Raw genomic sequence first — 23,258 nt, 5'->3', positions numbered from 1 at the left:
GCGACACAACTTCGGAGATCGTCGCCGACGCGCCGAGGATCGGTTCCAGCCAACGGGGTGTCGGCCACGAGATCCGAAGTTGTGTCGCCGGACGGATGCCGCGGGAGGGGTCGTGTCAGCGGCGCTGCCGTAGGGTCTCGACGATCGCGCGCTCGACGAGATCCCAATCGTGCACGATCATCGCGTAGTCGAATCGCAGCGTCGCGTGCCCCCACGCGGCGGCGTTGGCATCTCGGACCAAGTCCTTGTGACGGAGGGAGCGAGGATCGTGATTCGCCCGGCCATCTGCTTCGACGATGAGCCAATCCCCGATGAGGAGGTCCACACGACCCGTACCGACGATCCACACCTGGGTGCGGACATTCCAGCCGTATGCGCGCAGCCTCAGCCGAAGCAGCGACTCCAATCCGCTGTCCGAGTCCGTGCGAGAGAACGCCACCAGATCTCGGCCTTTCCTTCCCAGCGCCTGTCGCAACCACCGCAGACCGGACGCGTCGATCAGACCTTGCCGCCGCGCGGACTCAAGCGCGACGAAGAAGCGCTCTTCGCCGCGACATCGGAAGATCTGCCACAGTACTCGCGGGACCGAAGGGAGCGCGAACGCCGATGCGCGCGGAGCGTCGTCCCAATGCGCGATGCAGGAACACGGTTCGTCGCCGTGCGTGTACTGATGGCGGTCGCCGTACATCCAGACATGCAGCTGCGGTGAATCGAGTACCCAGAGTCCAAGGTGCCGCGCGGCTGACTCGCAGCCGATCACACCGCCGTGAGCCGCAGCGTCGAGAACATCCCGGCACGCGTCAGAACTCGCGTAGACGCCACGGCGCAGGTGGATGAGGTGGCCGTCCCGAGCGAGGCGCGCTATCTCCGCGCGCCGCATCCGCCGACGCAGCGTGCCGTACATCCACACCTGATCACCCGCAGCACCGCACATGCTTCGAGAGTGCCCGCCCGCGGTTCGCATCATGACCCCGGCCCCGCAACGCGGGGAGATCACGGGCGACTCGCTACCTGTGCAGGAAGGTTGATTCAGGAGCACAACTTCGGAGATCGCGCGCGACACCCCGGAGAGTGGATGCTCGCATCGGCGTGTCATCGTCCGATCTCCGAAGCTGTGCCGGCGGACATGCAGGAAGGGCCCGGATGCCGCGACACCCGAGCCCTTCAGTGGCAGTGGCGGAAGGCAGTGGCAGTGAACCTCAGCTCAACCGAAGCGGCCGGAGACGTAGTCCTCGGTGGCCTGCACGGACGGGGTCGTGAAGATGCTCGTGGTGTCGTCGTACTCGATGAGCTTCCCCGGCTTGCCCGTGCCGGCGATGTTGAAGAAGGCCGTCTTGTCGGACACGCGCGACGCCTGCTGCATGTTGTGCGTGACGATCACGATCGTGAACTCGTTCTTGAGCTCGCCGATCAGCTCCTCGATCGCGTAGGTCGAGATCGGGTCGAGGGCCGAGCACGGCTCGTCCATGAGCAGCACCTCGGGCGACACGGCGATCGCGCGCGCGATGCACAGACGCTGCTGCTGTCCGCCCGACAGGCCGGAGCCCGGGCGGTCGAGGCGGTCCTTGACCTCGTTCCACAGGTTCGCACCGGTGAGCGACTTCTCCACCAGGGCGTCCTGGTCGCTCTTGGACATGCGCGAGTTGTTGAGCTTCACGCCTGCGAGCACGTTCTCCTTGATGGACATCGTGGGGAACGGGTTCGGCCGCTGGAAGACCATGCCGACCTGACGGCGCACGAGCACCGGGTCGACACCGGGACCGTAGAGGTCCTTGCCGTCGAGCAGCACCTCGCCTTCGACGCGTGCGCCGGGGATGACCTCGTGCATGCGGTTCAGGGTGCGCAGGAACGTGGACTTGCCGCAGCCCGAGGGGCCGATGAAGGCGGTGACGCTCCGCGGCTGGATGTCGAGGGAGACGCCCTCCACCGCGAGGAAGCTGCTGTAGTAGACGTTGAGGTCGTTGACTTCGATGCTCTTGGACACGTGGATTCCTGTTCTGAGTGGTCGGGCGCTCAGCGGCCGGAGACCTTCGGGGCGAACAACTTCGCGATGAGACGCGCGAGAAGGTTCAGGACCATGACGATGAGGATGAGGGTGAGGGCGGCGGCCCAGGCGCGCGCGACGGCGGCATCGGGACTCGTGCCCTGGTTCATGTACTGGTTGTAGGCGAACACCGGCAACGTCATCATCTGGCCGTTGAAGATGTTCAGGTTCATGCTCTGCGTGAAGCCCGCGGTGAGCAGCAGGGGCGCGGTCTCGCCGATGACGCGGGAGATGGCGAGCATGATCGAGGTCGTGATGCCGGCGATCGAGGTCGGCAGCACGACCTTGAGGATCGTCAGCCACTTCGGCACTCCGAGCGCGTAGGACGCCTCGCGAAGCTCGTTCGGCACGATCCGCAGCAGCTCCTCGCTACCGCGCACGACCACAGGGGTCATCAGCACGGCGAGTGCGAGCGCGCCCATGAATCCCATCGAGATGCCGGGCTTGAAGATCAGCGCGAAGACGGCGTAGATGAACAGACCGGCCACGATCGAGGGGATGCCGGTCATGACGTCGACGAAGAAGGTGATCGCCTTGGCGATCTTGCCCCGGCCGTATTCGACGAGGTAGATCGAGGTCATCAGGCCGATCGGCACCGAGATCACGGTCGCCGTCAGGGTGATCAGGAGCGTGCCCCAGATGGCGTGCACGATGCCGCCGCCCTCGCCGACGACGTTGCGCATCGAGTAGCTGAAGAACTCGGCGTCGAACCGCTCGATGCCGTTGGCCACGACCGTCCACAGCAGCGACACGAGCGGAAGCAGGGCGATCAGGAACGCGGTGGCGACGAGGGCCGTCATCAGTCGGTCGACGGCCTTGCGGCGGCTCTCCGCGATCGAGGAGATCACCGTGATGATGATCATGTAGAGCAGGATGCCGACGATCGCGGTGCCGACGATGTTGAAGTCGGCGAGGCTGGACCCGGCGGCGGCCGCAGCGACCCCGAAGATCGCGGCGGAGATGGCGAAGGATGCCGCGAGCAGGGCCCACGGAGCCCACTTCGGCAGCTTGCCGGAGGTGAGGGACGCCGTGCCGGACGCGGTGGGAGCGGCGGTGAGGGTGGTCATGTCAGTTCGCTCCCGAGAACTCGGCGCGGCGGGCGACGATCCAGCGCGCCAGCGCATTGACCGCGAAGGTCACGACGAAGAGGATGAGGCCGGTCGCGATCAGCGTGTTGACACCGGTGCCGTGCGCTTCGGGGAAGGCCAGAGCGATGTTGGCGGGGATCGGCGTGGGGTTGGTGGCGGTGAGCACCAGGAAGCTGACGACGGCCGAGGGGGAGAGCACCATGGTCACGGCCATGGTCTCGCCGAGTGCGCGGCCGAGAGCCAGCATCGCTGCCGACACCATGCCGCCGCGCGCGAAGGGGAGCACGGCCATGCGGACCATCTCCCACCGGGTGGAGCCGAGCGCGAGGGCTGCTTCCTCATGGAGCTTCGGCGTCTGCAGGAAGACCTCGCGGCAGATGGCCGTCATGATCGGGATGCACATCACCGCGAGCACGAGGGCCGCGGTGAGGATCGTCTTGCCGGTGGACGAGACCTGGCCGCCGAAGAAGGGGACCCAGGCGGCGTTCGTGTTCAACCAGGCGTAGATGGGCTGCAGCAGGGGAGCGAGCACCAGTCCGCCCCAGAGACCGAACACCACGGAAGGCACGGCGGCGAGGAGGTCGATGACGTAGCCGAGGAAGGCTGCGAGTCGCCGGTGCGCGTAGTGCGAGATGAACAGCGCGATGCCGATGGCGATCGGGGCGGCGATGAGCAGGGCGATGAACGAGGCCCAGAGCGTGCCGAAGACCAGCGGCCACACGTACACCCAGAAGGACTCGCCCTTGAGGATGTGGTTGTCGGTGGTGTCGAGCTGGAACGCCGGAAGGCTCTGGATGAAGAGGAAGGCGGCGACGAGCGCGAGGACGATGAGGATGATGATCCCCGCCCCGAGCGCGGTGCCCGAGAAGACCCGGTCGCCCAGTCGCTGCTTCGCCTTGATCGGTGCGGGCGGCGCCTTGATCGGTGCCGGTGTGGGCGCCTGCGCGGTCGTGCTCATGATCTCCCTGTTTCGGGCCGGGTCGATATGGATCGGATTCTGACCGGGAGGTGCCCCCGCGCCCGATGAGGACGCGGGGGCACTGCCGTCAGTCGATCGGCTGGATCAGCCGACCTGGATCAGGTCGATCGCGGCCAGCACCTGCTCGCGCAGACCGTCCGAGATCGGGGCGCTGCCGGCGTTCTCCGCAGCGGCGTCCTGGCCCTCGGCGCTCGCGATGTAGGAGAAGTACTCCTTCACGAGCTCCGCGACGTTGCTGTCCTCGTACTGCTCGCAGCCGATGAGGTAGCTGACCAGGGCGATCGGGTAGGCGCCGTCGGCCGCAGAAGCCGGGTCGACGTCGAAGACGAGGTCGGCCTCGCCGCGGCCCTCGGCCAGCGGGGAGTTCTCGACGAGCTTCGATGCGGCCTCGGCGGAGTAGGGGACGAACTCCTCGCCGACGCCCACCGCGACCTGGCCGAGACCGTCGGCCTGCGATGCGTCGAGGAAGCCGATGGCTCCGTTGCCGGCCGTGATGGCCTGCTTGACGCCCGAGGTGCCCTGCGCGGCCTCGCCGCCCTGGATCGGCCAGACGTCGGCCGGCTCGTAGGTCCAGATGTCACCGGCGGTGGCGCTCAGGTACTTGGTGAACGTCTCCTGCGTGCCGGAGGGGTCGGAGCGGTGCACCGGCGAGATCGCCAGGTCGGGCAACTCGACGCCGTCGTTCAGGGCGGCGATGGCCGGATCGTTCCAGTTGCTGATGGTGCCGGCGAAGATGCCCGCGATGGTGGCGGCATCCAGGTTGAGGGTGTCGACCCCCTCGAGGTTGAAGGCGACGGCGACGGGCGAGATGTAGAGGGGAACCTCGACGATGTCGTCGGTCGTGCAGGCGCCGAAGCCGCCGGCGGCGATCTCCTCGTCGTTGAAGGCGCGGTCGGAGCCGATGAAGTTGCTGCCGCCCTCGAGGAAGTTCTCGCGACCCGTGCCGGAGCCGGTCGGCTCGTAGTTGACGGTCACATCGGGGTTGGCGCTCTGGAACGCGGCGACCCAGGCCTCCTGGGCGGCGGCCTGCGAGGACGCGCCGGTGGCGTCGATCGTGCCGGAGAGCGTGGACTCGGAGGGCTCTTCGCTGGAGCCGCCCGTTCCGCCTTCGTTCGCGGCACAGCCGGCGAGGGCGAGAGCGGCCACGGCGCCGATGGCGCCGATTCGTGCGATTCGGGAGATCTTCACTGTGGATCCTTCGATCTTGGATGGGTGGGGCCCGGTGCAGGGCACACAGTGACGCTATGGGCGACGGTTAACGAGACTCTCCCGAGCAGGTGAACGGCAGGTGAACGACGGGCGACTCTCTGGGGCGCTCCCGCGGGATTCCGGGCCTGGGTCGCTGAGCTTGTCGAAGCGTCAGACCTTGGGGATGTGCGTCTCGATCGCGATGATGCCCGAGCCGGGGTTCGTGGCCGACAGGTGGACGACGGAGAACGCGGCGGGCTCCAGGTCCGAGGCGCTGCCGAGATACGAGCCGTGGACGGTGCCGGTGGCCAGGGCGATCTCCGACAGCAGTGCCGGAAGCACCGGGCCGTGGCTGCACAGCACAGCGGGCTTTCCGGAACGGACGCGACGCCCGACGACAGAGCGGAGATCGGCGGTGCCGTCTTCCCACGCGTCCTGACTGATCTTCTCCGTCTGCACGGGCTTGCGATCGAGTGCCTTGGCGAGGGGTGTGACCGTCTCGACGCAGCGCACGGCATCGCTGGTCACGATCTTGCGCACCCCGAAAGCGCGCAGGGGGCCGACGATGGACTTCGCCTGCTTGCGCCCGCGGTCGGTCAGCGGTCGCGCGGCATCCGAGCGATCCCAGTCCGATCGCGACATCGCCTTCGCGTGGCGCAGCGCGATCACCGGGAAGGTGCGGAGCACGCCGTCGTCGACGAGGATCGTGAAGAAGTCGAGGATCTCCAGGTCGACGGGGTAGCTCAGGCGGGAACGAGCCTTCTTGACGCTGACCCACTCAAGCGCCGCGATCTCCCGGTTGGGCAGGAACGTCGACTCGCGGATCGCGTCTTCGGTCGCCTCGGCGGCCCAGTAGTGCACGACCTTCTGCTTCCGGGAGGCGAGGTGATAGCGGCTGACGCCGACCGGGACGCCGAGCGAGACGCGGATGCCGGTCTCCTCGTGCACCTCACGCACGGCGGTCTCGGCGAGCATCTCTCCGGGATCGACCTTGCCCTTGGGCAGCGTGATGTCGCGATACTTCGTGCGGTGGATCAGGAGGATCCGCAGCTTGCCGTCGACGAGGCGCCAGACCACGGCCCCCGCGGCGTACACGGCTTTGTCCGCCCACTTCGAGCCGGTCGCGGTGTCGGGCGGGAGCTGCAGCTGCCGCCCGGTCATCGCACCGCCCGTGCGCGGCGACGCCTCTGGATCAACCCCATGGTCTTATCCTGCAGGTCGATCAGGGGCTTGCCGTCCGCGTCGACGGCGTGGCGCTCCCACACGCCTCCGGCGCCCAGGTGCCACGACGTCGTCCCGGCATCCATCGCCAGGTCGAAGAACGTCTGCAGCTCCTTCAGGTGCGCGGGGTCGGTGACCCGCACCAGCGCTTCGACGCGACGGTCGAGGTTGCGGTGCATCATGTCGGCGCTGCCGATGTACACCTGCGGGTCTCCGCCGTTCTCGAAGGCGAAGATGCGCGAGTGCTCCAGGTAGCGCCCGAGGATGCTGCGCACGGTGATGTTGTCGCTGATGCCGTCGAGGTCGGTGCGCAGGCTGCAGATGCCGCGCACCCAGACGTCGACCTTCACGCCCGCGGCGCTCGCGCGATAGAGCGCGTCGATGATCTCCTCGTCGACCATCGAGTTCACCTTGATGCGGATGTGGGCAGGCACGCCGGCCTCGGCGTTCCGGCGTTCGGCGTCGATCTGGCGGACGAGGCCCTTCCGGAGGTGCAGCGGAGCGACGAGGAGACGCTTGAACTTCTTCTCGATGGCGTAGCCGCTGAGCTCGTTGAAGAGTCGCGTCAGGTCTTTGCCGACCTGCGCATCGGCGGTGAACAGACCGAAGTCCTCGTAGATGCGGCTGGTCTTCGGGTTGTAGTTGCCGGTGCCGACGTGGGAGTAGTGCTGGAGCTTGCCGTCTTCCTCGCGGATGACGAGGGCGAGCTTGCAGTGCGTCTTGAGCCCGACGAGTCCGTAGACCACGTGCACGCCGGCCTTCTCGAGCTTGCGTGCCCAGACGATGTTGTTGGCCTCATCGAATCGGGCTTTCACCTCGACGAGCGCCAGCACCTGCTTTCCGGCCTCGGCGGCGTCGATCAGCGCCTGCACGACGGGGCTGTCACCGGACGTGCGGTACAGCGTCTGCTTGATGGCGAGAACGTGCGGGTCGCGCGCGGCCTGCTCGAGGAACGCCTGCACGCTGGTGGTGAACGACTCGTACGGATGGTGCACGAGCACGTCCGATTTGCGGATGGCCTTGAAGATGTCGGCGCGGTTGCTCGATCCCGCGGGCTGGAAGGCCACGGCTGTGGTGGGCAGGTGCGGCGGGTAGCGAAGGTCTGGGCGGTCGATGCGGGACAGATCGAACAGGCCGCGCAGATCGAGCGGGCCGGGGAGGCGGTAGACCTCCAGGTCGGTGATGTCGAGCTCGCGGACCAGCAGGTCCATCGTGACGTCATCCATGTCGTCGGTGATCTCTAGGCGGATCGGCGGACCGAACCGGCGGCGGAGCAGCTCGGCCTCGAGGGCCTGGATGAGGTTCTCGCTCTCGTCCTCCTCGATCTCCACGTCTTCGTTGCGCGTCAGACGGAACGCGTGGTGGTCGAGCACCTCCATGCCGGGGAACAGATCGCCCAGATGGTTCGCGATGAGCTCCTCCAGGCGAAGGAACCGCTTGATCTCGCCGCCGCCGGGCACCTCGACGAAGCGGGGGAGCATGGGTGGGACCTTGAGGCGGGCGAACTCCTGCCGACCGGTTCGCGCGTTGCGGATGCGGATCGCGAGGTTCAGCGACAGGCCGGAGATGTACGGGAACGGGTGAGCCGGGTCGACCGCGAGCGGCATGAGCACCGGGAACACCTGGGCCTGGAAGTACTCGGACAGCGCGGAGCGCTCGCCGTCGGTGAGTTCGGTCCAGTCGGTGATCTCGACGCCGGATTCCGCGAGGGCAGGGCGGACCAGCGAGATCCATGCATCCGCGTGACGCAGCTGCAGGGCGTGCGCCTCGCGGGAGATGTCCGCGAGTGCGTCGACGGGGGAGCGGCCGATGTTGGTCGGCACGGCGAGCCCGGTCATGATGCGCCGCTTGAGGCCCGCCACGCGCACCATGAAGAACTCGTCGAGGTTGCTGGCGAAGATCGCCAGGAAGTTGGCCCGTTCGAGTTCGGGCAGCGACGGATCCTCGGCGAGCTCCAGCACGCGCTGGTTGAACGCGAGCCAGCTCAGCTCGCGATCCAGGTAGCGGTGGTCCGGGAGCTGGGAGTCGGGCGACTCGATGGCGTCGAAGTCATCGTCTTCGGCGTCTCCGAGGCCGGCGTCGGCGAGTGCGGGATCGATCATGGGGTACATCTAAGCACCGCCGGGTGACGCTCGTGTGAACGGTGTCCGTCCTCACCCGGCTGCGGCGACGTTCTCGTCCTCGTTGACGTTGAACCGATAGCCGACGTTGCGCACGGTGCCGATGATCTGCTCCTGGTCGCCGAGCTTCGCCCGGAGCCGCCGCACATGCACATCGACGGTGCGGGTGCCGCCGAAGTAGTCGTAACCCCAGACCTCGCTGAGCAGCTGCTCCCTGGTGAAGACACGTGACGGATGCGTCGCGAGGAAGTGCAGGAGCTGGAACTCCTTGTAGGTGAGATCCAGGGGGCGGCCGCGCAGCTTCGCCGAGTACGACTGCTCATCGATCGTGACCCCGGAGGCCTGCACCCGTGCGGGCTCGGCGACGTCATCTCGCCGCGCGAGTGCGAGACGCAGTCGTGCGTCGATCTCGGCTGGTCCCGCGGTGACGAGCAGGACGTCGTCGATGCCCCAGTCGCCGGAGAGAGCACTCATGCCGCCTTCGGTGACCACGAGGAGCAGCGGCGCGTCCTGTCCGGTGGCGCGCAGCAGGCGGCACAGCGACTTCGCCGCCACCAGGTCATGACGACCGTCGACGATCACGACGTCGTACTCCGGGGCGTTGACCAGCTGTGCGGTTTCCGCCGGAATCTGGCGCGCTTTATGGCTCAGCAACTCGAGAGCGGGCAGGACCTGCTCCGAGAGCGGAGCGTTGGTCAGAACCAGGACCAGGGCCACGCGCACTCCTCACCGACGGGGGGATCGACGTCGTGCCGCCATGATACCGGGAGGCGATGCGCAACAATGGTGTCATGACGGATCCAGCACTCGCACCGCGCAACGCGTTCGTCGGCGTGATCGTCGTGTGGGCGGCGGCGTTCGTCGCCACGGTGGCGATCGGCATCTTCGTGCCCGAGGAGTGGCGCGTGCCGTGGATGCTGGTCGGCTTCGGCGGCGTCGTGCTGCTGTCGTTCGCCGTGCAGCTCTGGTACGGGCGCACGCAGGGCTTCATCTTCCGGGTGGCGAGCAGTGTCACGGGCGCCCTGCTGCTGATGGGGCTTATCTCGATCGGTTTCGGCCTGGCGGCGTTGATCCCGTCCTGACGCCGGCGCGGCGCGGTAAGGTGGAGCACATGGACCTCATGGCGCTCGAAATCTTCTTCATCGGCCTGCTGGGCCTCGCGAGCCTCGCTATCGTCTTCGTCTCGGCAGTGGTGCTGCGCAACCTCTTCCGCGGCCAGCGCTGACGCGATCGTGATCGAACTCCCCACCGACCTTCCCGCCGACCTCGCGCCTCTCGCGTGGCTCATCGGCGTGTGGGAGGGCACGGGCGTCATCGACTATCCGGTGGGTGACGAACGTCTGCAGGGCGAGTTCACGCACCGGGTCAGCTTCAGCCACGACGGCGGCCCCTTCCTGAACTACTCCGGTACCGCGACGTTCCTCTCGGAAGACGGCGCACCGGCTACGGCTCTCCTTGCCGAGACCGGCTTCTGGCGGCTCGCCCGCCCGGCCACGTCGGCAGATCCGGGTCCCGCACTGCTCCCGCCGATGGCTCCCGCCGTCACCCGCACGGTCGACGACGTCGAGGAGCTGCGCGCGCCCAGCGGCGGATTCCCGATCGAGGTCTCCGTCGCCCACTCCGACGGCGCGCTCGAGCTCTACATCGGCGAGATCAACGGACCCCGCGTCGATATCGGCACGGATGCCGTCGTCCGCAGCTCCGGAGCGAAGGTGCACACCGCTTCTTCCCGCATGTACGGCCTGGTCGACGGTCACCTGCTGTGGGCATGGGACGTCGCGGCCCTCGGCACCCCGCTCCGCGCGCACGCCTCGGCGCGACTGGCCAAGGTCTGACATGCCGGGCTTCGGTGAACTCGACGGTGTCGTGTCCGATGGCGACCGGATCATGCATTTCGGCGACGCCTTCCGCGAGCAGCGACGTCTCGCCGACGGCGCGGCCCTGGCCCCTCTCGGCGACCGGACGATCATCGAGGTGTCGGGACCGGAGCGTCTGACCTGGCTCGACTCGATCACTTCGCAGTCGGTGGGCCGTCTCACCGCCGGCGAGAGCACCGAGCTGCTGGTGCTCGACCCGCAGGGGCGCGTCGAGCACGCGGCCGGCGTCCTCGACGACGGCACATCGACCTGGCTCATCGCCGACGCGGGCGATGCCGATGCACTCGCGGGCTGGTTGACCCGCATGAAGTTCCGCACTCAGGCGACGGTCGACGTGCGCCCCGACCTCGAGCTCATCGGCTACATCGACGGGGGTGCGGTGGCCGCCGCGGCATCCGCCGCCGCCCTCGCGCCGAACGGCAGCCCCCTGATCTGGGCCGACCCGTGGCAGCGGATCAGCAGCGGAGGGCATCAGTACGCCGAGGTCGCCGAGCATCCTGCCGCGGACTACGCATGGCGGGTCGCGATCCTGAGCGCGGACGCGGCGGATGCGCTCGCCGCATCGCTCGACCGCGATGCCCTCGCCGGACTCCTCGCCGCCGAGGCCTTGCGCATCGCCGCCTGGCGCCCGCGCTGGAGCACCGAGGTCGACGAGCGCTCGCTGCCCCACGAGTCCGACTGGATCCGCAGTGCGGTGCACCTGAACAAGGGCTGCTACCGCGGACAGGAGACCGTCGCCAAGGTGCACAACCTCGGACATCCTCCGCGCCGTCTGGCTGCGCTGCACCTCGACGGCAGCGACGCCGTGCTTCCCGAGCCCGGAGACGCGGTCCTCGCGGGAGACGATGAGGTCGGGCACATCACCTCGGTGGCCCGGCACCATGAAGGCGGGCCGATCGCGCTCGCAATCCTCTCCCGTCGCGCGCCGATCGGCGATTTGGTGGTGCGTGCCGACGGCATCGACATCGCCGCGTCTCAGCAGGTGATCGTGCCGGCCGATGCCGGTGCCGTCGCAGACATCCCGCGCCTCACACGACTGTCTCGTCGTCCGTCCGCCCCGGACCCGCGCAGCACCGGCGTCGGCAGCTGACCTCAGCCCGGTAGGGGAGCGACGGCCGCCCAGGGCAGCGTGAGCTCGCCCAGCCGCCAGCGTGTCCGTCCGCCAAGCACCGGCCACCCCTGAGCGCGAAGAGCGCCCACGGCGGCGAGGAAGCGCTGTGTGGCACCGAACGTCGACAGGGGCGCGGCCCGCTCCCACTCGCGGTCGAGCTCGACGAGGAGTGCGTGGATCCGTTCGCCGGGCACGTTGCGGTGGATGAGCGCCTTCGGCAGCCTTTCGGCGACGATGCTCGGCCACTCCAGATCGGCGAGCCGGAGAGAGATCGTGAAGCGCAGCGGCACAGCGTGCGCGTCGACGTCGATCCAGCTCGAGACGCGGCCGATCTCGTCGCAGGTCCCCTCGAACAGCAGGCCGTCCGGTGCGAGGCGCGACGCCATACGCGCCCACGCGGTCGGCACGTCTGGCTCGTCGTACTGGCGCAGCACGTTCATGGCGCGTATCACCGCAGCCTTGCGACCGTCGGGAAGGGGGACCTCGAAGCCGCCGCGCGCGAATGAGACCGGGAGGTCGGGGGCGAAGGAGGTGCGTCCCGCTCGCACCTCGGCGAGCTGGGCGTCGGCCGTCGCGACGCGTGCCGGGTCGATCTCCAGACCTCGCACCTCGACGTCGTCGCGCACCCGGACCAGGCGCGTCGCGAGCTCGAACGCAGTGACGCCGCTGGCACCGTAGCCGAGATCCACGACCAAGGGGTCGGATGCTCGGCGCAGGGCATCGCTCGCCGCGATCCAGCGGTCGTTGCGCCGCAGCCGGTTCGTCCCCGTGGTGCCACGGGTCGGCCGACCGAGGGGAGATGACGCCATGTCTCCATCCTCCCAGCATCCGAATCGGGCGCCGGCCCCGGCCCGGATAAACTGGCGACATGACTGCGACGCGCACCCTCATCCTGCTCCGCCACGGCCGGAGCGAATGGAACGAACTGAATCTGTTCACCGGCTGGGTGGACGTCCGCCTCAACGAGCAGGGCCAGAAGGAGGCGCGCCGAGGTGGCGAGCTCCTCGCCGAGTCCGGCATCCTCCCCGACGTGCTGCACACGTCCCTGCTGAGTCGTGCGATCCAGACGGCGAACATCGCTCTCGACGCCGCCGACCGCCTCTGGATCCCGGTGACCCGCTCCTGGCGGCTCAACGAGCGCCACTACGGTGCTCTTCAGGGCAAGGACAAGGCGCAGACCCTCGAAGAGTTCGGTCCCGAGCAGTTCCAGCTCTGGCGTCGTTCGTTCGACGTGCCGCCGCCCGTGCTCGACGATGAGAGCGAGTTCAGCCAGGTCGGCGACGTCCGTTACGCGGGCATCGACGGCGAGGTGCCGCGCACCGAGTCGCTCAAGCTCGTGATCGACCGCCTGCTCCCGTACTGGGAGAGCGCGATCGTCCCCGACCTCGAGGCCGGCAAGACCGTGCTCGTCACCGCGCACGGCAACTCGCTGCGCGGCCTTGTGAAGCACCTCGAGGGCATCAGCGACGAAGACATCGCCGAGCTGAACATCCCGACCGGCATCCCGCTGGTCTACGAGCTGGACGAGAACAACGTTCCCACCGGCCCCGGTCGCTACCTCGACCCGGAGGCCGCTGCCGCCGGTGCTGCCGCCGTCGCGGCGCAGGGCAAGAAGTAAGAGCCCGACACCCCGGGAAGACGCCGAGACCCCGTGCTGCAGATGTCTGCAGCACGGGGTCTCGGCGTGAAAGCGGGGTGTCGCGTGGCGGGTCAGGCGTGGCCGTACTCCTGCTGGCCGAGCTCCTGCTGCTCGACGGCGAGGGGGATGTCCTCCTCCTCGACGGCCCAGTCACCGGTGGCGAGGTAGACGACCTTCTTCGCGACGGCCACCGCGTGGTCGGCGAAGCGCTCGTGGTAGCGGCTGGCGAGGGTGGCGTCGACGGTGGCCGTGGCCTCGCCCTTCCAGTTGTCGCTGAGCACCTTCTCGAAGACGGTGGCGTGGAGCTCATCGACGTCGTCATCCGCATTTCGGATGGCGTCGGCGAAACGCAGGTCCTGGGTGCGCAGCAGCTCCGAGAGCGTACGCGCGACCTCCACGTCGAGCTCGCCCATTTTCACGAAGGTGCCCTTGAGGCCCCTCGGGATGGCCCTCTCGGGGAAGCGGAGCCGGGCGAGCTGCGCGATGTGCTCGGACATGTCGCCCATCCGCTCGAGCGACGCGCTCACACGCAGTGCCGTCACGACGATGCGAAGATCGCGGGCGACCGGCTGCTGGCGGGCGAGGATCTCGATGGCCTGCTCGTCGAGCGCGACGGCCAGTTCGTCGATCTTCGCGTCGTCGGCGATCACCTCTTCGGCCAGGGCGACGTCGCTCGTCGCGAACGCCCTCGTCGCCTTGTCGATCGAGACCGTGACGAGGTCGGCGATCTCCACGAGGCGGGACTGGAGGTCCTCGAGGGACTGGTGGAAGACTTCGCGCATGTTGGGGCGCAACCTTTCATTCGGATCTCGGCCGGGACAGCGCGAGACGGCGGGTCGTCCGCACGAGAGCAGGTCTGTGCTCCCGCACAGGCCCGAAGCGATTGTCTGCTTCGAAGGTTAACGAACGGTGCCCAGCACGTGAATAGTACTTCTCCTGTTCCCGCCAGGGCGCGGAAACCCGCCGGACGGAGGGTGAACGCACTCTACGCTTATGACATGACCTTGCCGCAGCTCGCGCTGTCTTCGCTCGCCATCGGGTTGGTGATCGGCGTCGGCCTCTCCCTGCTCGTGGTGTGGGCCTATCGGGCGCGGGCGCGGGTTCAGGAGGAGACATCGCTGGCGATTCCCTCCGGCATCACGGATGTCCTGCACAGCATGGACGACGCGGCGGGAGTGGTCGACACATCGGGGCTGGTGCTCGCGGCCTCGGACGCCGCGAGCCGGTTCGGCATCGATGTCGGCTCGACGCTCGACAACCCGGAGCTGCGCCAGCTCGTGCGCGGCGTCAGGACGGCCGGCGGTTCCGCAACCGAGTCGATGCGCATCACGCGAGGCGGACTGAGCCTCGATCCGCGCCTCGTCTCGGCACGCGCGAGCGCGATCGGCACGCGCCTGGTCCTGCTGATCATCCGCGACGTCACGGAGCAGGAGCGGCTCGATCAGATGCGTCGGGACTTCGTGGCGAACACGAGCCACGAGCTCAAGACCCCGGTGGGGGCGGTGAGCCTGCTCGCCGAAGCGATCGAGTCGGCGGCCGACGACCCGGCGCAGGTACGCATCTTCGCCGCGCGGATCTCTGCGGAGGCAGGGCGGCTCGGCCAGCTCACCGGACGCATCATGAGCCTCTCCCGGCTCCAGGCCGAGGACGGTCTGACCAAGGTGGGCCCCGTCGCGATCGACGAGGTCATCGCCGCCTCCATCGAGGCTCATGTCGTGCAGGCCGACTCCGCGGGCGTGGAACTCGCCAGGGGAGGCGACCGGGGCGTCTGGGTGCGCGGTGACGCGCAGATCCTGATCGAGGCCGTCGGCAACCTCATCGCGAACGCCATCGTCTACTCGCCCCGCGGTTCGCGCGTGGGGGTCGGCGTCCGGGCCGAGGACGGCGTGGTCGAGATCGCCGTCTCCGACCAGGGCATCGGAATCGCCGAGGCGGATCGGGAACGCATCTTCGAGCGTTTCTACCGGGCTGATGAGGCCCGTTCCCGACGCACGGGAGGCACCGGACTCGGGCTCTCCATCGTCAAGCACGCCACGCAGCGCCACGGCGGGGAGGTGCGGCTGTGGTCGCGCCCGGGACGAGGATCCACCTTCACGATCCGACTTCCTCGGATCGACGCCCCGGATCACACCGACACGGGCAAGAAGAGCAAGAAGAAGCGCGCACGCAAAGCGGCCAAGACCGCGGCAGCCGCGCGCGTTCGAAACGGAGAGAGAGCATGACCCGAATCCTTCTCGTCGAAGACGAGCCCGACCTCGCCGACCCGCTCGCGTACCTGCTGCGACGCGAGGGCTACGAGGTCGAGATCGCGGAGGACGGACCCGGCGCGCTCGCGGCATTCCGGGAGCGGGGCGCCGACATCGTGCTGCTCGATCTGATGCTGCCCGGGATGCCGGGCACCGAGGTGTGCCGGCAGATCCGCTCGACGTCGGCGGTGCCCATCATCATGCTGACGGCCAAGGACTCCGAGGTCGACATCGTGGTGGGCCTGGAGCTCGGAGCCGACGACTACATCACGAAGCCCTACTCGTCACGCGAACTGCTGGCCCGGATGCGCGCCGTGCTGCGCCGGGTCGTGCAGGCCGACAGCGAACTCGACGAACGGGTGCTCGACGGAGGCAGGGTCTCGCTCGACATCGACCGGCACACCGTCTCGGTCGCCGGGGAGCAGATCAACATGCCGCTGAAGGAGTTCGAGCTGCTCGAGGTCCTGATGCGCAACTCCGGTCGTGTGCTCACTCGCGGTCAGCTGATCGACCGGGTCTGGGGGAGCGACTACTTCGGTGACACGAAGACGCTCGACGTGCACATCAAGCGCATCCGCTCCCGCATCGAGGAGAACCCGAGCGAGCCCGTGATGCTCGTCACCGTGCGGGGCCTCGGATACCGCTTCGAGGGCTGAACGACGAAGAGGCCGGCACCCCACGGGGTGCCGGCCTCTTGCGCGTTCTGCGCGGAGGATCAGTCGGCGGGTGCCGGAGCCGCCGTGTCGGTCGGGGTCGGCGTCGGAGACGGTACCGACTCCGAGGGGACCAGGTCTGCGTAGTAGGGGAGCGAGCCGTCGAGCACGGGCACCTCTGCCTTGACGCCCGTGGAGTCTCCCGACTGGAAGTGGATCTCGACGGTCGCGCCGGGCATGGTGTCGAGGCCGACGATGCGCAGCGGCTCCTCGTCGGCGCCGAGGCTCACGGTGCCACCGGCCGGAACCGTGACGATGAACGGCTCGCCGTCCGCGAGTGCGATGGTGAGCGTGGCGCTCTCATCGGTCGGGTTCACGATCCCGGCGATGAGGTTGCCGACCGAGCCGTCTTCGTTGGCGATGACGAGAGCGTTGCGCACATCGATCGGGCCGTCGGCATCGGAGATGTTGACGCCGTCCGAGGCCGCGTACTCGGTCTTCGTGGACTGGGGAGTGATGAACGTGCACCCCGTCGCGCCGAACAGAACGAGAGCGCTGAGCGCAGCAGACGCAACAAGGCGCGATTTCACGGGTCCTCCTGAGGTCCGGCGGGATGTCCGCATCCATTCTATGGGTAAGTCGTGACCGCCCCGAGGTCCAGGGGGCGCGAACCTTAGCGCATCTCCCCTGTGGTATCCTTGAGGTTGCCGAAAGGACACGTTTTTATGCTTTTTGAGGTTGGCGAAACCGTCGTCTATCCCCACCATGGCGCTGCGACCATCATCGAGGTCAAGGAGCGCATCATCAAGGGTGAGGCGAAGAAATATCTGAAGCTCAACGTCACCCAGGGCGATCTCATCATCGAGGTTCCTGCTGAGAATGTCGACCTGGTCGGCGTTCGCGACGTGATCGGAAAAGAAGGTCTCGATCATGTCTTCGAGGTGCTGCGCGCACCCTTCACCGAAGAGCCCACCAACTGGTCTCGTCGGTACAAGGCGAACCTCGAGAAGCTCGCCTCCGGCGATGTGATCAAGGTGAGCGAGGTCGTCCGCGACCTGTGGCGCCGCGACCAGGACCGCGGCCTGTCTGCGGGCGAGAAGCGGATGCTGGCGAAGGCTCGTCAGATCCTCATCTCCGAGCTCGCGCTCGCGGAGAAGACCGACGAGGACAAGGCGGGCGCACTGCTCGACGAGGTCCTCGCCTCCTGAGTTCTCTGCGAAGGGGCGGATGCTTCGGCATCCGCCCCTTCGTCGTACCCGCCACGCGGTAGCGTGAGATGGTGACTCTGCTTCCCGTTCCCGACATCGCGATCATCGTCGTCGCCGCCGGCTCCGGCACCCGCCTGGATGCAGGGGCACCGAAGGCGCTCGTCGGAATCGACGCGCACTCGATCCTCCGCCACGCGCTCGACGGCGTCTTCGCCGCGGCTCCGGCGCAGGTGATCGTCGTCGCCCCGGCCGGGTACGAAGGGGATGCGCTGGCGGAGTTGGAGGCGGCGGCAGGTGATCGACGCGACCTCGGCCGCGTCGTGACCGGAGGTGCCACCCGACAGCAGTCCGTGGCTGCGGGTCTGGCCGCGCTCTGGGGAGATGTCACGACCGTCCTCGTGCACGACGCCGCTCGCGCCCTCACCCCTCCGACGCAGATCGATGCGGTCGCTCAGGCGGTCGTCCCGGGGGAGGGGGTGATCCCCGTGCTGCCTGTGGTCGACACGCTCAAGAAGGTGGCAGACGGCGCCGTGGTCTCCGCCGTCGACCGCTCCGAGCTGGCCGCCGCACAGACACCTCAGGGGTTTCCCCGTGCAGAGCTCGAAGCAGCCTATGAGGCGGCGATGGCCGACGGGATCGAGTACACCGACGATGCTGCCCTGTTCGCGGCCGCCGGAAACAGGGTGCGGCACATCGACGGCTCCGCCCGCGCGTTCAAGATCACCACTCCCGGCGATCTGGAACGTGCGAGGCACCTGCTGGACGCATCGACACCGGCCGCTCGCCCGGCATCGATCGAACCCGCGGGCATCCCTCGAGTCGGTATCGGCACGGACGTCCATGCCTTCGGTGGCGACGGGAACCTCTGGCTCGCCGGCCTCGAGTGGCCGGGGGAGCAGCCGCTCTCCGGGCACTCCGACGGCGATGCGGTCGCCCACGCGATCGTCGATGCGCTTCTGGGAGCGGCCGGCCTCGGCGACATCGGTGAGCACTTCGGCACGTCCCACCCCGAGTACTCCGGCGCGCATGCCGACGTCTTCCTCGCTCGCACGCGTGAACTGCTCGCCGAATCCGGGTTCGCGATCGGGAACGTCTCCGTGCAGTTGCAGGGGAACCGGCCGCGCTTCAGCCCTCGGCGTCAGGAGGCGGAGGCGGTCCTGTCGGAGATTCTGGGCGCTCCGGTGTCGGTCACGGCCACGACGACCGACGGCCTCGGATTCCCCGGTCGCGGTGAAGGCATCGCCGTCACGGCCATCGCCGCGGTGGTGGTGGCCGACGTTCCGCGGAGCATGTGACGATCGGCCGAGAAATACCCCCCGATACGTCGGCGGAACGTCACAACCTCGGTGAATCGTCTCCACGGGGCGGGCGCTCAGCAGTCCCCGAGTAGGCTTGTGCGGTGACCCTCCGCCTCTACGACACCCGCGCACAGCTGCTGCGCGACTTCGTGCCTCTCGATCCCGAGAACATCACGATGTACGTCTGCGGACCCACGGTGCAGTCCGGGCCCCACATCGGCCATGTCCGGGCGGCCCTGAGCTTCGATCTCCTGCGTCGCTGGCTCGAGCACCGGTACGGTCGGGTCACGTTCGTGCGCAACGTCACCGACATCGACGACAAGGTGCTCGCCAACGCGACGGATGCCGAGCCGTGGTGGGCGCTCGCCTACCGGATGGAGAGGGAGTTCACCGCGGCGTATGCCAGCGTCGGCATCCTCCCTCCGACCTACGAGCCGCGCGCTACGGCGTCCGTGCCGCAGATGCAGGAACTGATCGCGCTGCTGATCGAGCGCGGGCACGCCTACCCGGCTCCGGACGGCTCCGGAGATGTGTACTTCGATGTGCGTTCGTGGTCCGACTACGGATCGCTGACGCATCAGTCGCTCGACGCCATGGAGGCGGCCGAGGATGCTGATCCCCGCGGTAAGCGGAATCCACAGGACTTCGCGCTCTGGAAGGGCACGAAGCCGGCGGAGCCGGCGGATGCGACGTGGGCCTCCCCGTGGGGCGCGGGCCGACCGGGCTGGCACATCGAATGCTCGGCGATGTCGAAGCGCTATCTCGGTGCCGAGTTCGACATCCACGGCGGCGGGCTGGACCTCCGCTTCCCGCACCATGAGAACGAGCTCGCGCAGTCGACCGCCGCGGGCGACGGCTTCGCCCATTACTGGGTGCACAACGGGCTCGTGACCGTCGACGGACAGAAGATGTCCAAGTCGCTCGGCAACTTCACGCTGGCGGCCGACGTTCTGAAGCACCACGAACCGCTGGTGGTGCGCTACGCCCTCGCTGCGGCGCACTACCGTTCGAGCCTCGACCTCGGCGAGTCGTCGTGGACCGAGGCCGAAGCGGCGCTGGGCCGTATCGAGTCGTTCCTCCAGCGCGCGTTCCGTGCTGCCGGTGGGGGACTGGGATGGTTCGCGTCGCAGAGCCTTCCCGAGGCGTTCGCGGCCGCGATGGACGACGACCTCGGCGTGCCGCAGGCCCTCGCCGTCGTGCATGAGACGGTGCGCGCAGGGAACTCCGCACTCGATGCGGGCGAGACCGACGTGGCGCTGGACTCGGCTCGTGCCGTCCTGGCGATGACGTCCGTCCTCGGCCTGACCCCGACGTCATCGACGAAGGGTGGCGCATCGGCGTCCGCTCTGGACGCACTCATCCAGACGATGATCACCCAGCGCGCACAGGCGCGCGCTGACAAGGACTGGGCGGCGGCGGATCGCATCCGAGATGCGATCGCCGCCGCAGGAATCACGCTGGAGGACACTCCGGCCGGAACTCATTGGAGTATCGATGGCTAAGCCAGGGCGCCCCGGCGCGAGCAAGGGAAACAAGAAGGGCCCGACCAAGGGCACCGGCGGACTCGGGCGCAAGGCGCTCGAGGGGCGGGGACCGACGCCGAAGGCGGAGGACCGCGCCTGGCACCCGGCGGGCAAGCGCAAGGCCGCGGCCGAGCGCTACGCCGCAGCGACGGGCGGCAAGGGTCGCCCCGGCGGCAGTCGCCAGGGCTCCGGTGGCGGTTCGAACCGCGCGCCGAAGGCGAAGGCAGGAGACGACACCGAGAACGTCACGGGTCGCAACTCCGTGCTCGAGGCGCTGCGGGCGAAGATTCCGGCGACGGCCTTCTACATCGCGCAGCGCGTCGAGATGGACGACCGCGTGAAGGAGATGCTGGCGATCGCCACGAATCGCGGGATCCCCGTGATGGAGGTCACCCGTCCGGAACTCGACCGTATGGCCGGCTTCGACGGCGTGCACCAGGGCGTCGCGATCAAGGTCCCGCCGTACGAGTACGCGCACCCGCAGGATCTTCTCGAGCAGGTCATCGACAAGGGCGAGGTGCCGCTCTTCGTGGCGCTCGACGGCATCACGGACCCCCGCAACCTCGGCGCGATCATCCGCTCCACCGCGGCGTTCGGCGGTCACGGCATCATCCTTCCGCAGCGCCGCTCGGCCGGTGTCAACTCCGCTGCCTGGAAGACCAGCGCCGGAGCCGTCGCCCGCACGCCCGTGGCGCTGGCGACCAACCTCACCACGCAGCTCAAGGAGTTCAAGAAGCAGGGTGTCTTCGTGCTTGGCCTCGACGGTGACGGCGATGTGTCCCTGCCCGAGCTGCAGCTGGCCGATCGTCCCGTCGTGATCGTGGTCGGCTCGGAGGGCAAGGGCCTGTCACGCCTGGTCTCCGAGACCTGCGATCAGATCGTCTCCATCCCGATCTCGGCGGCCACCGAGTCGCTGAACGCCGGCATCGCGACCTCGGTCGCGCTCTACCAGGTCGCGTCGCTCCGCGCCGCCAAGAACTAGACCGTCCGAGGAAAGGCAGATCATGGCTCGCATCGTCGTGCTCGGAGGCACCGGTTACGCCGGTCGTCACATCGTCAGCGAGGCGGTGAGTCGCGGCCATGCGGTCATCGCGATCTCCCGCTCCGTGCCCACCGACCCGGTGGCGGGGGCCGCGTATCTGCAGGGCTCCGCCCTCGACCTCGGTCCTCTCGCCGAGGCGTTCGTCGGAGCGGACGCCGTCGTGTCGGCGCTCTCGCCGCGCGGCGACATGGAGGACCGGGCGCTCGAGGCGCTGTCGAACGTCGTCGACCGCCTCGCGGGCACGGAGACGCGTCTCGGCGTCGTCGGAGGCGCGGGTGGCAGCCTTGTGGCTCCCGGAGGACCGCGTCTGTTCGATCAGGACTTCCCCGAGGAGTACAAGCACGAGGCGCAGGTCGGCATCGACTCCCTCGCGCTCCTCGAGGCGACGGGTGCCGACCTCGACTGGTTCTTCATCCACCCCGCTGAGGTGTTCGGCCCGTGGGCCGAAGGCGAGCGCACGGGACACTACCGCGACGGCGGTGACGTGATTGTCCGTGATGCGGATGGGAAGTCGTTCATCTCCGGTGCGGACTTCGCCGTCGCCGTGGTGGACGAGATCGAGCAGGGCAACCACCACCGCGAGCGGTTCACGGTCGGTTACTGACGCTCCGATCCTCGGCGACTGCACGAGTTTTCGCCGAATGTACGGCTCGTCGACGCCGGCATGCGGTGCGCTCGGCAACACCCCGTGCACTCGGCGCGCGTCCGCGCGTCAGACCAGGTCGCGCCAGTCGATGTCCTCGTCCTCGTCGGCAACCGGCGTCACACCGGTGACGACGGGCAGGCTCATGGTCTCGGTGGGCGGACCCATGATGGTCGCCTCGTCGCGCCGGTGTCGCAGCACCTCGTTGATGTAGCTGGTCAGCACCTCCGCGAGGGGAACCGAGCGCCCCTGCGCCTGCGAGAGGTACCAGCGGTGCTCGAGCACCTGGTGGAAGACCTCGGCGGGCTCGAGCTTGGCGCGCAGCTCGTACGGGATCGCCCGCACCACCGGCTCGAAGACACGGGTGAGCCACTCGTGCGCGTACATCTCCTCGTCGGCCCACTGCTTCGTCGAGCGGGCACGGAACTCGTCGAGGTCGTTCAGCAGGCGCCGTGCCTGGTTCTCCTCCACATCGAGGCCGGTCAGGCGGATCAGCCGGCGCTGATGGTGGCCGGCGTCCACCACCTTGGGTTGGATCTCGACGACGGTGCCGTCGGCGGTCGTCGACATGGACATCTCGTCGATGTCGAAGCCCAGGGCGTTCAGGCGCTCGACCCGCTCCGTGATGCGCCAGGTCTCCGCCGCCGAGAACGACTCCTGTGCGGTGAGTTCGGCCCACAGCGACCTGTACGACGAGACGATTCCGTCGGCGATCGCGACGGCGTCCACCCCGTGTTCGAGGCGACCGCCCGCGGCGAGGTCCATGATCTCGCCGGCGATGTTCGTGCGGGCCAGGTCGAGATCGTAGGCGCGCTGCCCGTCGGTCAGGCCCTCCTCATGCAGCTCACCCGTCTCCGCATCGACCAGATATGCGGCGAACGCGCCTGCATCACGGCGGAACAGCGTGTTCGACAGGGAGACGTCGCCCCAGTAGAAGCCGACGTTGTGCAGGCGCACCAGCAGCAGGGCCAGGGCATCCACGAGGCGGGTCGCGGTGTCGGGGCGCAGCACCCGGGTGAACAGGGCGCGGTACGGCATCGAGAAGCGCAGGTGGGAGGTGACCAGGGCGGCCGGAAGAGCCTCGCCTTCGGCATCCGTACGTCCGGCGATCACCGCGACCCGGTCGACGCAGGGCACGTCGAGGCGGGCGAGGTTGCCGAGCATGTCGTACTCGCGCTGGGCCATCTCCGCCGTGGTCTCCTTCACCGCGATCACCCGGCCCGAGAGATCGGCGAAGCGCACGAGGTGACGGGACAGCCCCTTCGGGAGCGACACGATGTGTTCCGAGGGCCACTTCGCCAGCGTCGTGGACCAGGGGAGGGCCAGCAGTCCCGGATCGATCTTGCTGGCGGTGATCCGCAGCGAATCCTGCATGATG

Annotated in this window: 23 protein-coding genes; 11 read left to right on the top strand and 12 right to left on the bottom strand. The window is 68.4% G+C overall.

Annotated features, from left to right (window positions below; translation table 11 throughout):
- Nucleotides 1–115 precede the first annotated feature (115 nt).
- The 8 genes from DW298_RS03985 to DW298_RS03950 all read right to left on the bottom strand — a co-directional run bounded on the left by DW298_RS03985 (nucleotide 116) and on the right by DW298_RS03950 (nucleotide 9,357).
- The gene (locus DW298_RS03985) at nucleotides 116–934 is read right to left on the bottom strand and encodes a DUF559 domain-containing protein (RefSeq protein ID WP_240745011.1); all 819 of its coding nucleotides are present in this window, start codon (nucleotides 932–934) and stop codon (nucleotides 116–118) included.
- A gap of 270 nt (nucleotides 935–1,204) precedes the next feature.
- Nucleotides 1,205–1,984: a phosphate ABC transporter ATP-binding protein PstB gene (gene pstB, locus DW298_RS03980; protein ID WP_116635803.1), complete on the bottom strand. Its 780-nt coding sequence runs from the start codon at nucleotides 1,982–1,984 to the stop codon at nucleotides 1,205–1,207.
- A gap of 29 nt (nucleotides 1,985–2,013) precedes the next feature.
- The gene (pstA, locus tag DW298_RS03975; protein ID WP_136041180.1) at nucleotides 2,014–3,111 is read right to left on the bottom strand and encodes a phosphate ABC transporter permease PstA; all 1,098 of its coding nucleotides are present in this window, start codon (nucleotides 3,109–3,111) and stop codon (nucleotides 2,014–2,016) included.
- 1 nt (nucleotide 3,112) lies between these two features.
- Complete coding sequence (gene pstC / locus DW298_RS03970) at nucleotides 3,113–4,090, bottom strand: phosphate ABC transporter permease subunit PstC (RefSeq protein WP_136041179.1); 978 nt, start codon at nucleotides 4,088–4,090, stop codon at nucleotides 3,113–3,115.
- Nucleotides 4,091–4,195: 105 nt separating this feature from the next.
- Nucleotides 4,196–5,299, bottom strand: coding sequence for a phosphate ABC transporter substrate-binding protein PstS (locus DW298_RS03965; RefSeq protein ID WP_136041178.1), 1,104 nt, complete (start codon nucleotides 5,297–5,299; stop codon nucleotides 4,196–4,198).
- A 171-nt stretch (nucleotides 5,300–5,470) separates the two neighbouring features.
- Nucleotides 5,471–6,460: an NUDIX hydrolase gene (locus tag DW298_RS03960; protein ID WP_240745010.1), complete on the bottom strand. Its 990-nt coding sequence runs from the start codon at nucleotides 6,458–6,460 to the stop codon at nucleotides 5,471–5,473.
- A complete protein-coding gene (locus tag DW298_RS03955) occupies nucleotides 6,457–8,622 on the bottom strand; it encodes an RNA degradosome polyphosphate kinase (protein ID WP_136041177.1) in 2,166 nt (721 codons plus the stop codon). Before DW298_RS03955 ends, DW298_RS03960 begins: the two co-directional genes overlap by 4 nt.
- A gap of 51 nt (nucleotides 8,623–8,673) precedes the next feature.
- Complete coding sequence (locus DW298_RS03950; RefSeq protein WP_136041176.1) at nucleotides 8,674–9,357, bottom strand: response regulator transcription factor; 684 nt, start codon at nucleotides 9,355–9,357, stop codon at nucleotides 8,674–8,676.
- Nucleotides 9,358–9,431: 74 nt separating this feature from the next.
- Here DW298_RS03950 and DW298_RS03945 point away from each other — a divergent pair, with 74 nt between their 5' ends.
- From DW298_RS03945 to DW298_RS03935, 3 genes are all read left to right on the top strand, one after another.
- Nucleotides 9,432–9,722: a hypothetical protein gene (locus DW298_RS03945; RefSeq protein ID WP_136041175.1), complete on the top strand. Its 291-nt coding sequence runs from the start codon at nucleotides 9,432–9,434 to the stop codon at nucleotides 9,720–9,722.
- Nucleotides 9,723–9,872: 150 nt separating this feature from the next.
- A complete protein-coding gene (locus tag DW298_RS03940; protein WP_136041174.1) occupies nucleotides 9,873–10,475 on the top strand; it encodes an FABP family protein in 603 nt (200 codons plus the stop codon).
- 1 nt (nucleotide 10,476) lies between these two features.
- The gene (locus tag DW298_RS03935) at nucleotides 10,477–11,607 is read left to right on the top strand and encodes a glycine cleavage T C-terminal barrel domain-containing protein (RefSeq protein ID WP_136041173.1); all 1,131 of its coding nucleotides are present in this window, start codon (nucleotides 10,477–10,479) and stop codon (nucleotides 11,605–11,607) included.
- A gap of 2 nt (nucleotides 11,608–11,609) precedes the next feature.
- Here DW298_RS03935 and DW298_RS03930 read toward each other — a convergent pair whose 3' ends face one another.
- The gene (locus DW298_RS03930; protein WP_136041172.1) at nucleotides 11,610–12,437 is read right to left on the bottom strand and encodes a class I SAM-dependent methyltransferase; all 828 of its coding nucleotides are present in this window, start codon (nucleotides 12,435–12,437) and stop codon (nucleotides 11,610–11,612) included.
- Between the two features lie 59 nt (nucleotides 12,438–12,496).
- Here DW298_RS03930 and DW298_RS03925 point away from each other — a divergent pair, with 59 nt between their 5' ends.
- A complete protein-coding gene (locus tag DW298_RS03925) occupies nucleotides 12,497–13,246 on the top strand; it encodes a phosphoglyceromutase (protein WP_136041171.1) in 750 nt (249 codons plus the stop codon).
- A 92-nt stretch (nucleotides 13,247–13,338) separates the two neighbouring features.
- On the opposite strand, the gene phoU is transcribed toward DW298_RS03925, so the two are convergent.
- The gene (gene phoU, locus DW298_RS03920; RefSeq protein WP_136041170.1) at nucleotides 13,339–14,049 is read right to left on the bottom strand and encodes a phosphate signaling complex protein PhoU; all 711 of its coding nucleotides are present in this window, start codon (nucleotides 14,047–14,049) and stop codon (nucleotides 13,339–13,341) included.
- A gap of 216 nt (nucleotides 14,050–14,265) precedes the next feature.
- Between phoU and DW298_RS03915 the strand changes: the two genes are divergently transcribed.
- Nucleotides 14,266–15,489, top strand: a complete 1,224-nt coding sequence (locus tag DW298_RS03915) for an ATP-binding protein (protein ID WP_136041169.1) — start codon at nucleotides 14,266–14,268, stop codon at nucleotides 15,487–15,489.
- Nucleotides 15,486–16,169: a response regulator transcription factor gene (locus DW298_RS03910; RefSeq protein ID WP_029262768.1), complete on the top strand. Its 684-nt coding sequence runs from the start codon at nucleotides 15,486–15,488 to the stop codon at nucleotides 16,167–16,169. Before DW298_RS03915 ends, DW298_RS03910 begins: the two co-directional genes overlap by 4 nt.
- Before the next feature lie 59 nt (nucleotides 16,170–16,228).
- Here the strand turns inward: DW298_RS03910 and DW298_RS03905 are convergent, their stop codons facing one another.
- Nucleotides 16,229–16,756: a DNA modification methylase gene (locus DW298_RS03905; protein WP_136041168.1), complete on the bottom strand. Its 528-nt coding sequence runs from the start codon at nucleotides 16,754–16,756 to the stop codon at nucleotides 16,229–16,231.
- Nucleotides 16,757–16,891: 135 nt separating this feature from the next.
- Here DW298_RS03905 and DW298_RS03900 point away from each other — a divergent pair, with 135 nt between their 5' ends.
- From DW298_RS03900 to DW298_RS03880, 5 genes are all read left to right on the top strand, one after another.
- Entirely contained in the window at nucleotides 16,892–17,374 is a 483-nt protein-coding gene (locus DW298_RS03900; protein ID WP_017201416.1) for a CarD family transcriptional regulator, read from the top strand.
- A gap of 68 nt (nucleotides 17,375–17,442) precedes the next feature.
- Entirely contained in the window at nucleotides 17,443–18,669 is a 1,227-nt protein-coding gene (gene ispD / locus DW298_RS03895; RefSeq protein ID WP_205820249.1) for a 2-C-methyl-D-erythritol 4-phosphate cytidylyltransferase, read from the top strand.
- Between the two features lie 104 nt (nucleotides 18,670–18,773).
- Nucleotides 18,774–20,174 carry a cysteine--tRNA ligase gene (gene cysS / locus DW298_RS03890; protein WP_136041166.1) on the top strand — a complete coding sequence of 467 codons (1,401 nt, stop codon included), beginning with the start codon at nucleotides 18,774–18,776 and terminating at the stop codon, nucleotides 20,172–20,174.
- Nucleotides 20,167–21,177: a 23S rRNA (guanosine(2251)-2'-O)-methyltransferase RlmB gene (gene rlmB / locus DW298_RS03885; RefSeq protein WP_136041165.1), complete on the top strand. Its 1,011-nt coding sequence runs from the start codon at nucleotides 20,167–20,169 to the stop codon at nucleotides 21,175–21,177. Before cysS ends, rlmB begins: the two co-directional genes overlap by 8 nt.
- A 22-nt stretch (nucleotides 21,178–21,199) precedes the next feature.
- The gene (locus DW298_RS03880) at nucleotides 21,200–21,841 is read left to right on the top strand and encodes an NAD(P)H-binding protein (protein WP_136041164.1); all 642 of its coding nucleotides are present in this window, start codon (nucleotides 21,200–21,202) and stop codon (nucleotides 21,839–21,841) included.
- A gap of 108 nt (nucleotides 21,842–21,949) precedes the next feature.
- Here the strand turns inward: DW298_RS03880 and DW298_RS03875 are convergent, their stop codons facing one another.
- Nucleotides 21,950–23,254: a DUF4032 domain-containing protein gene (locus DW298_RS03875; RefSeq protein WP_136041163.1), complete on the bottom strand. Its 1,305-nt coding sequence runs from the start codon at nucleotides 23,252–23,254 to the stop codon at nucleotides 21,950–21,952.
- Between the last annotated feature and the right edge of the window lie 4 nt (nucleotides 23,255–23,258).

Source organism: Microbacterium sp. A20 (assembly GCF_004794515.1).
In the GTDB taxonomy this organism is placed as follows: domain Bacteria; phylum Actinomycetota; class Actinomycetes; order Actinomycetales; family Microbacteriaceae; genus Microbacterium.
The sequence above is the reverse complement of the archived record's forward strand: the minus strand, read 5'-3'. Positions and strand labels throughout refer to the sequence as shown.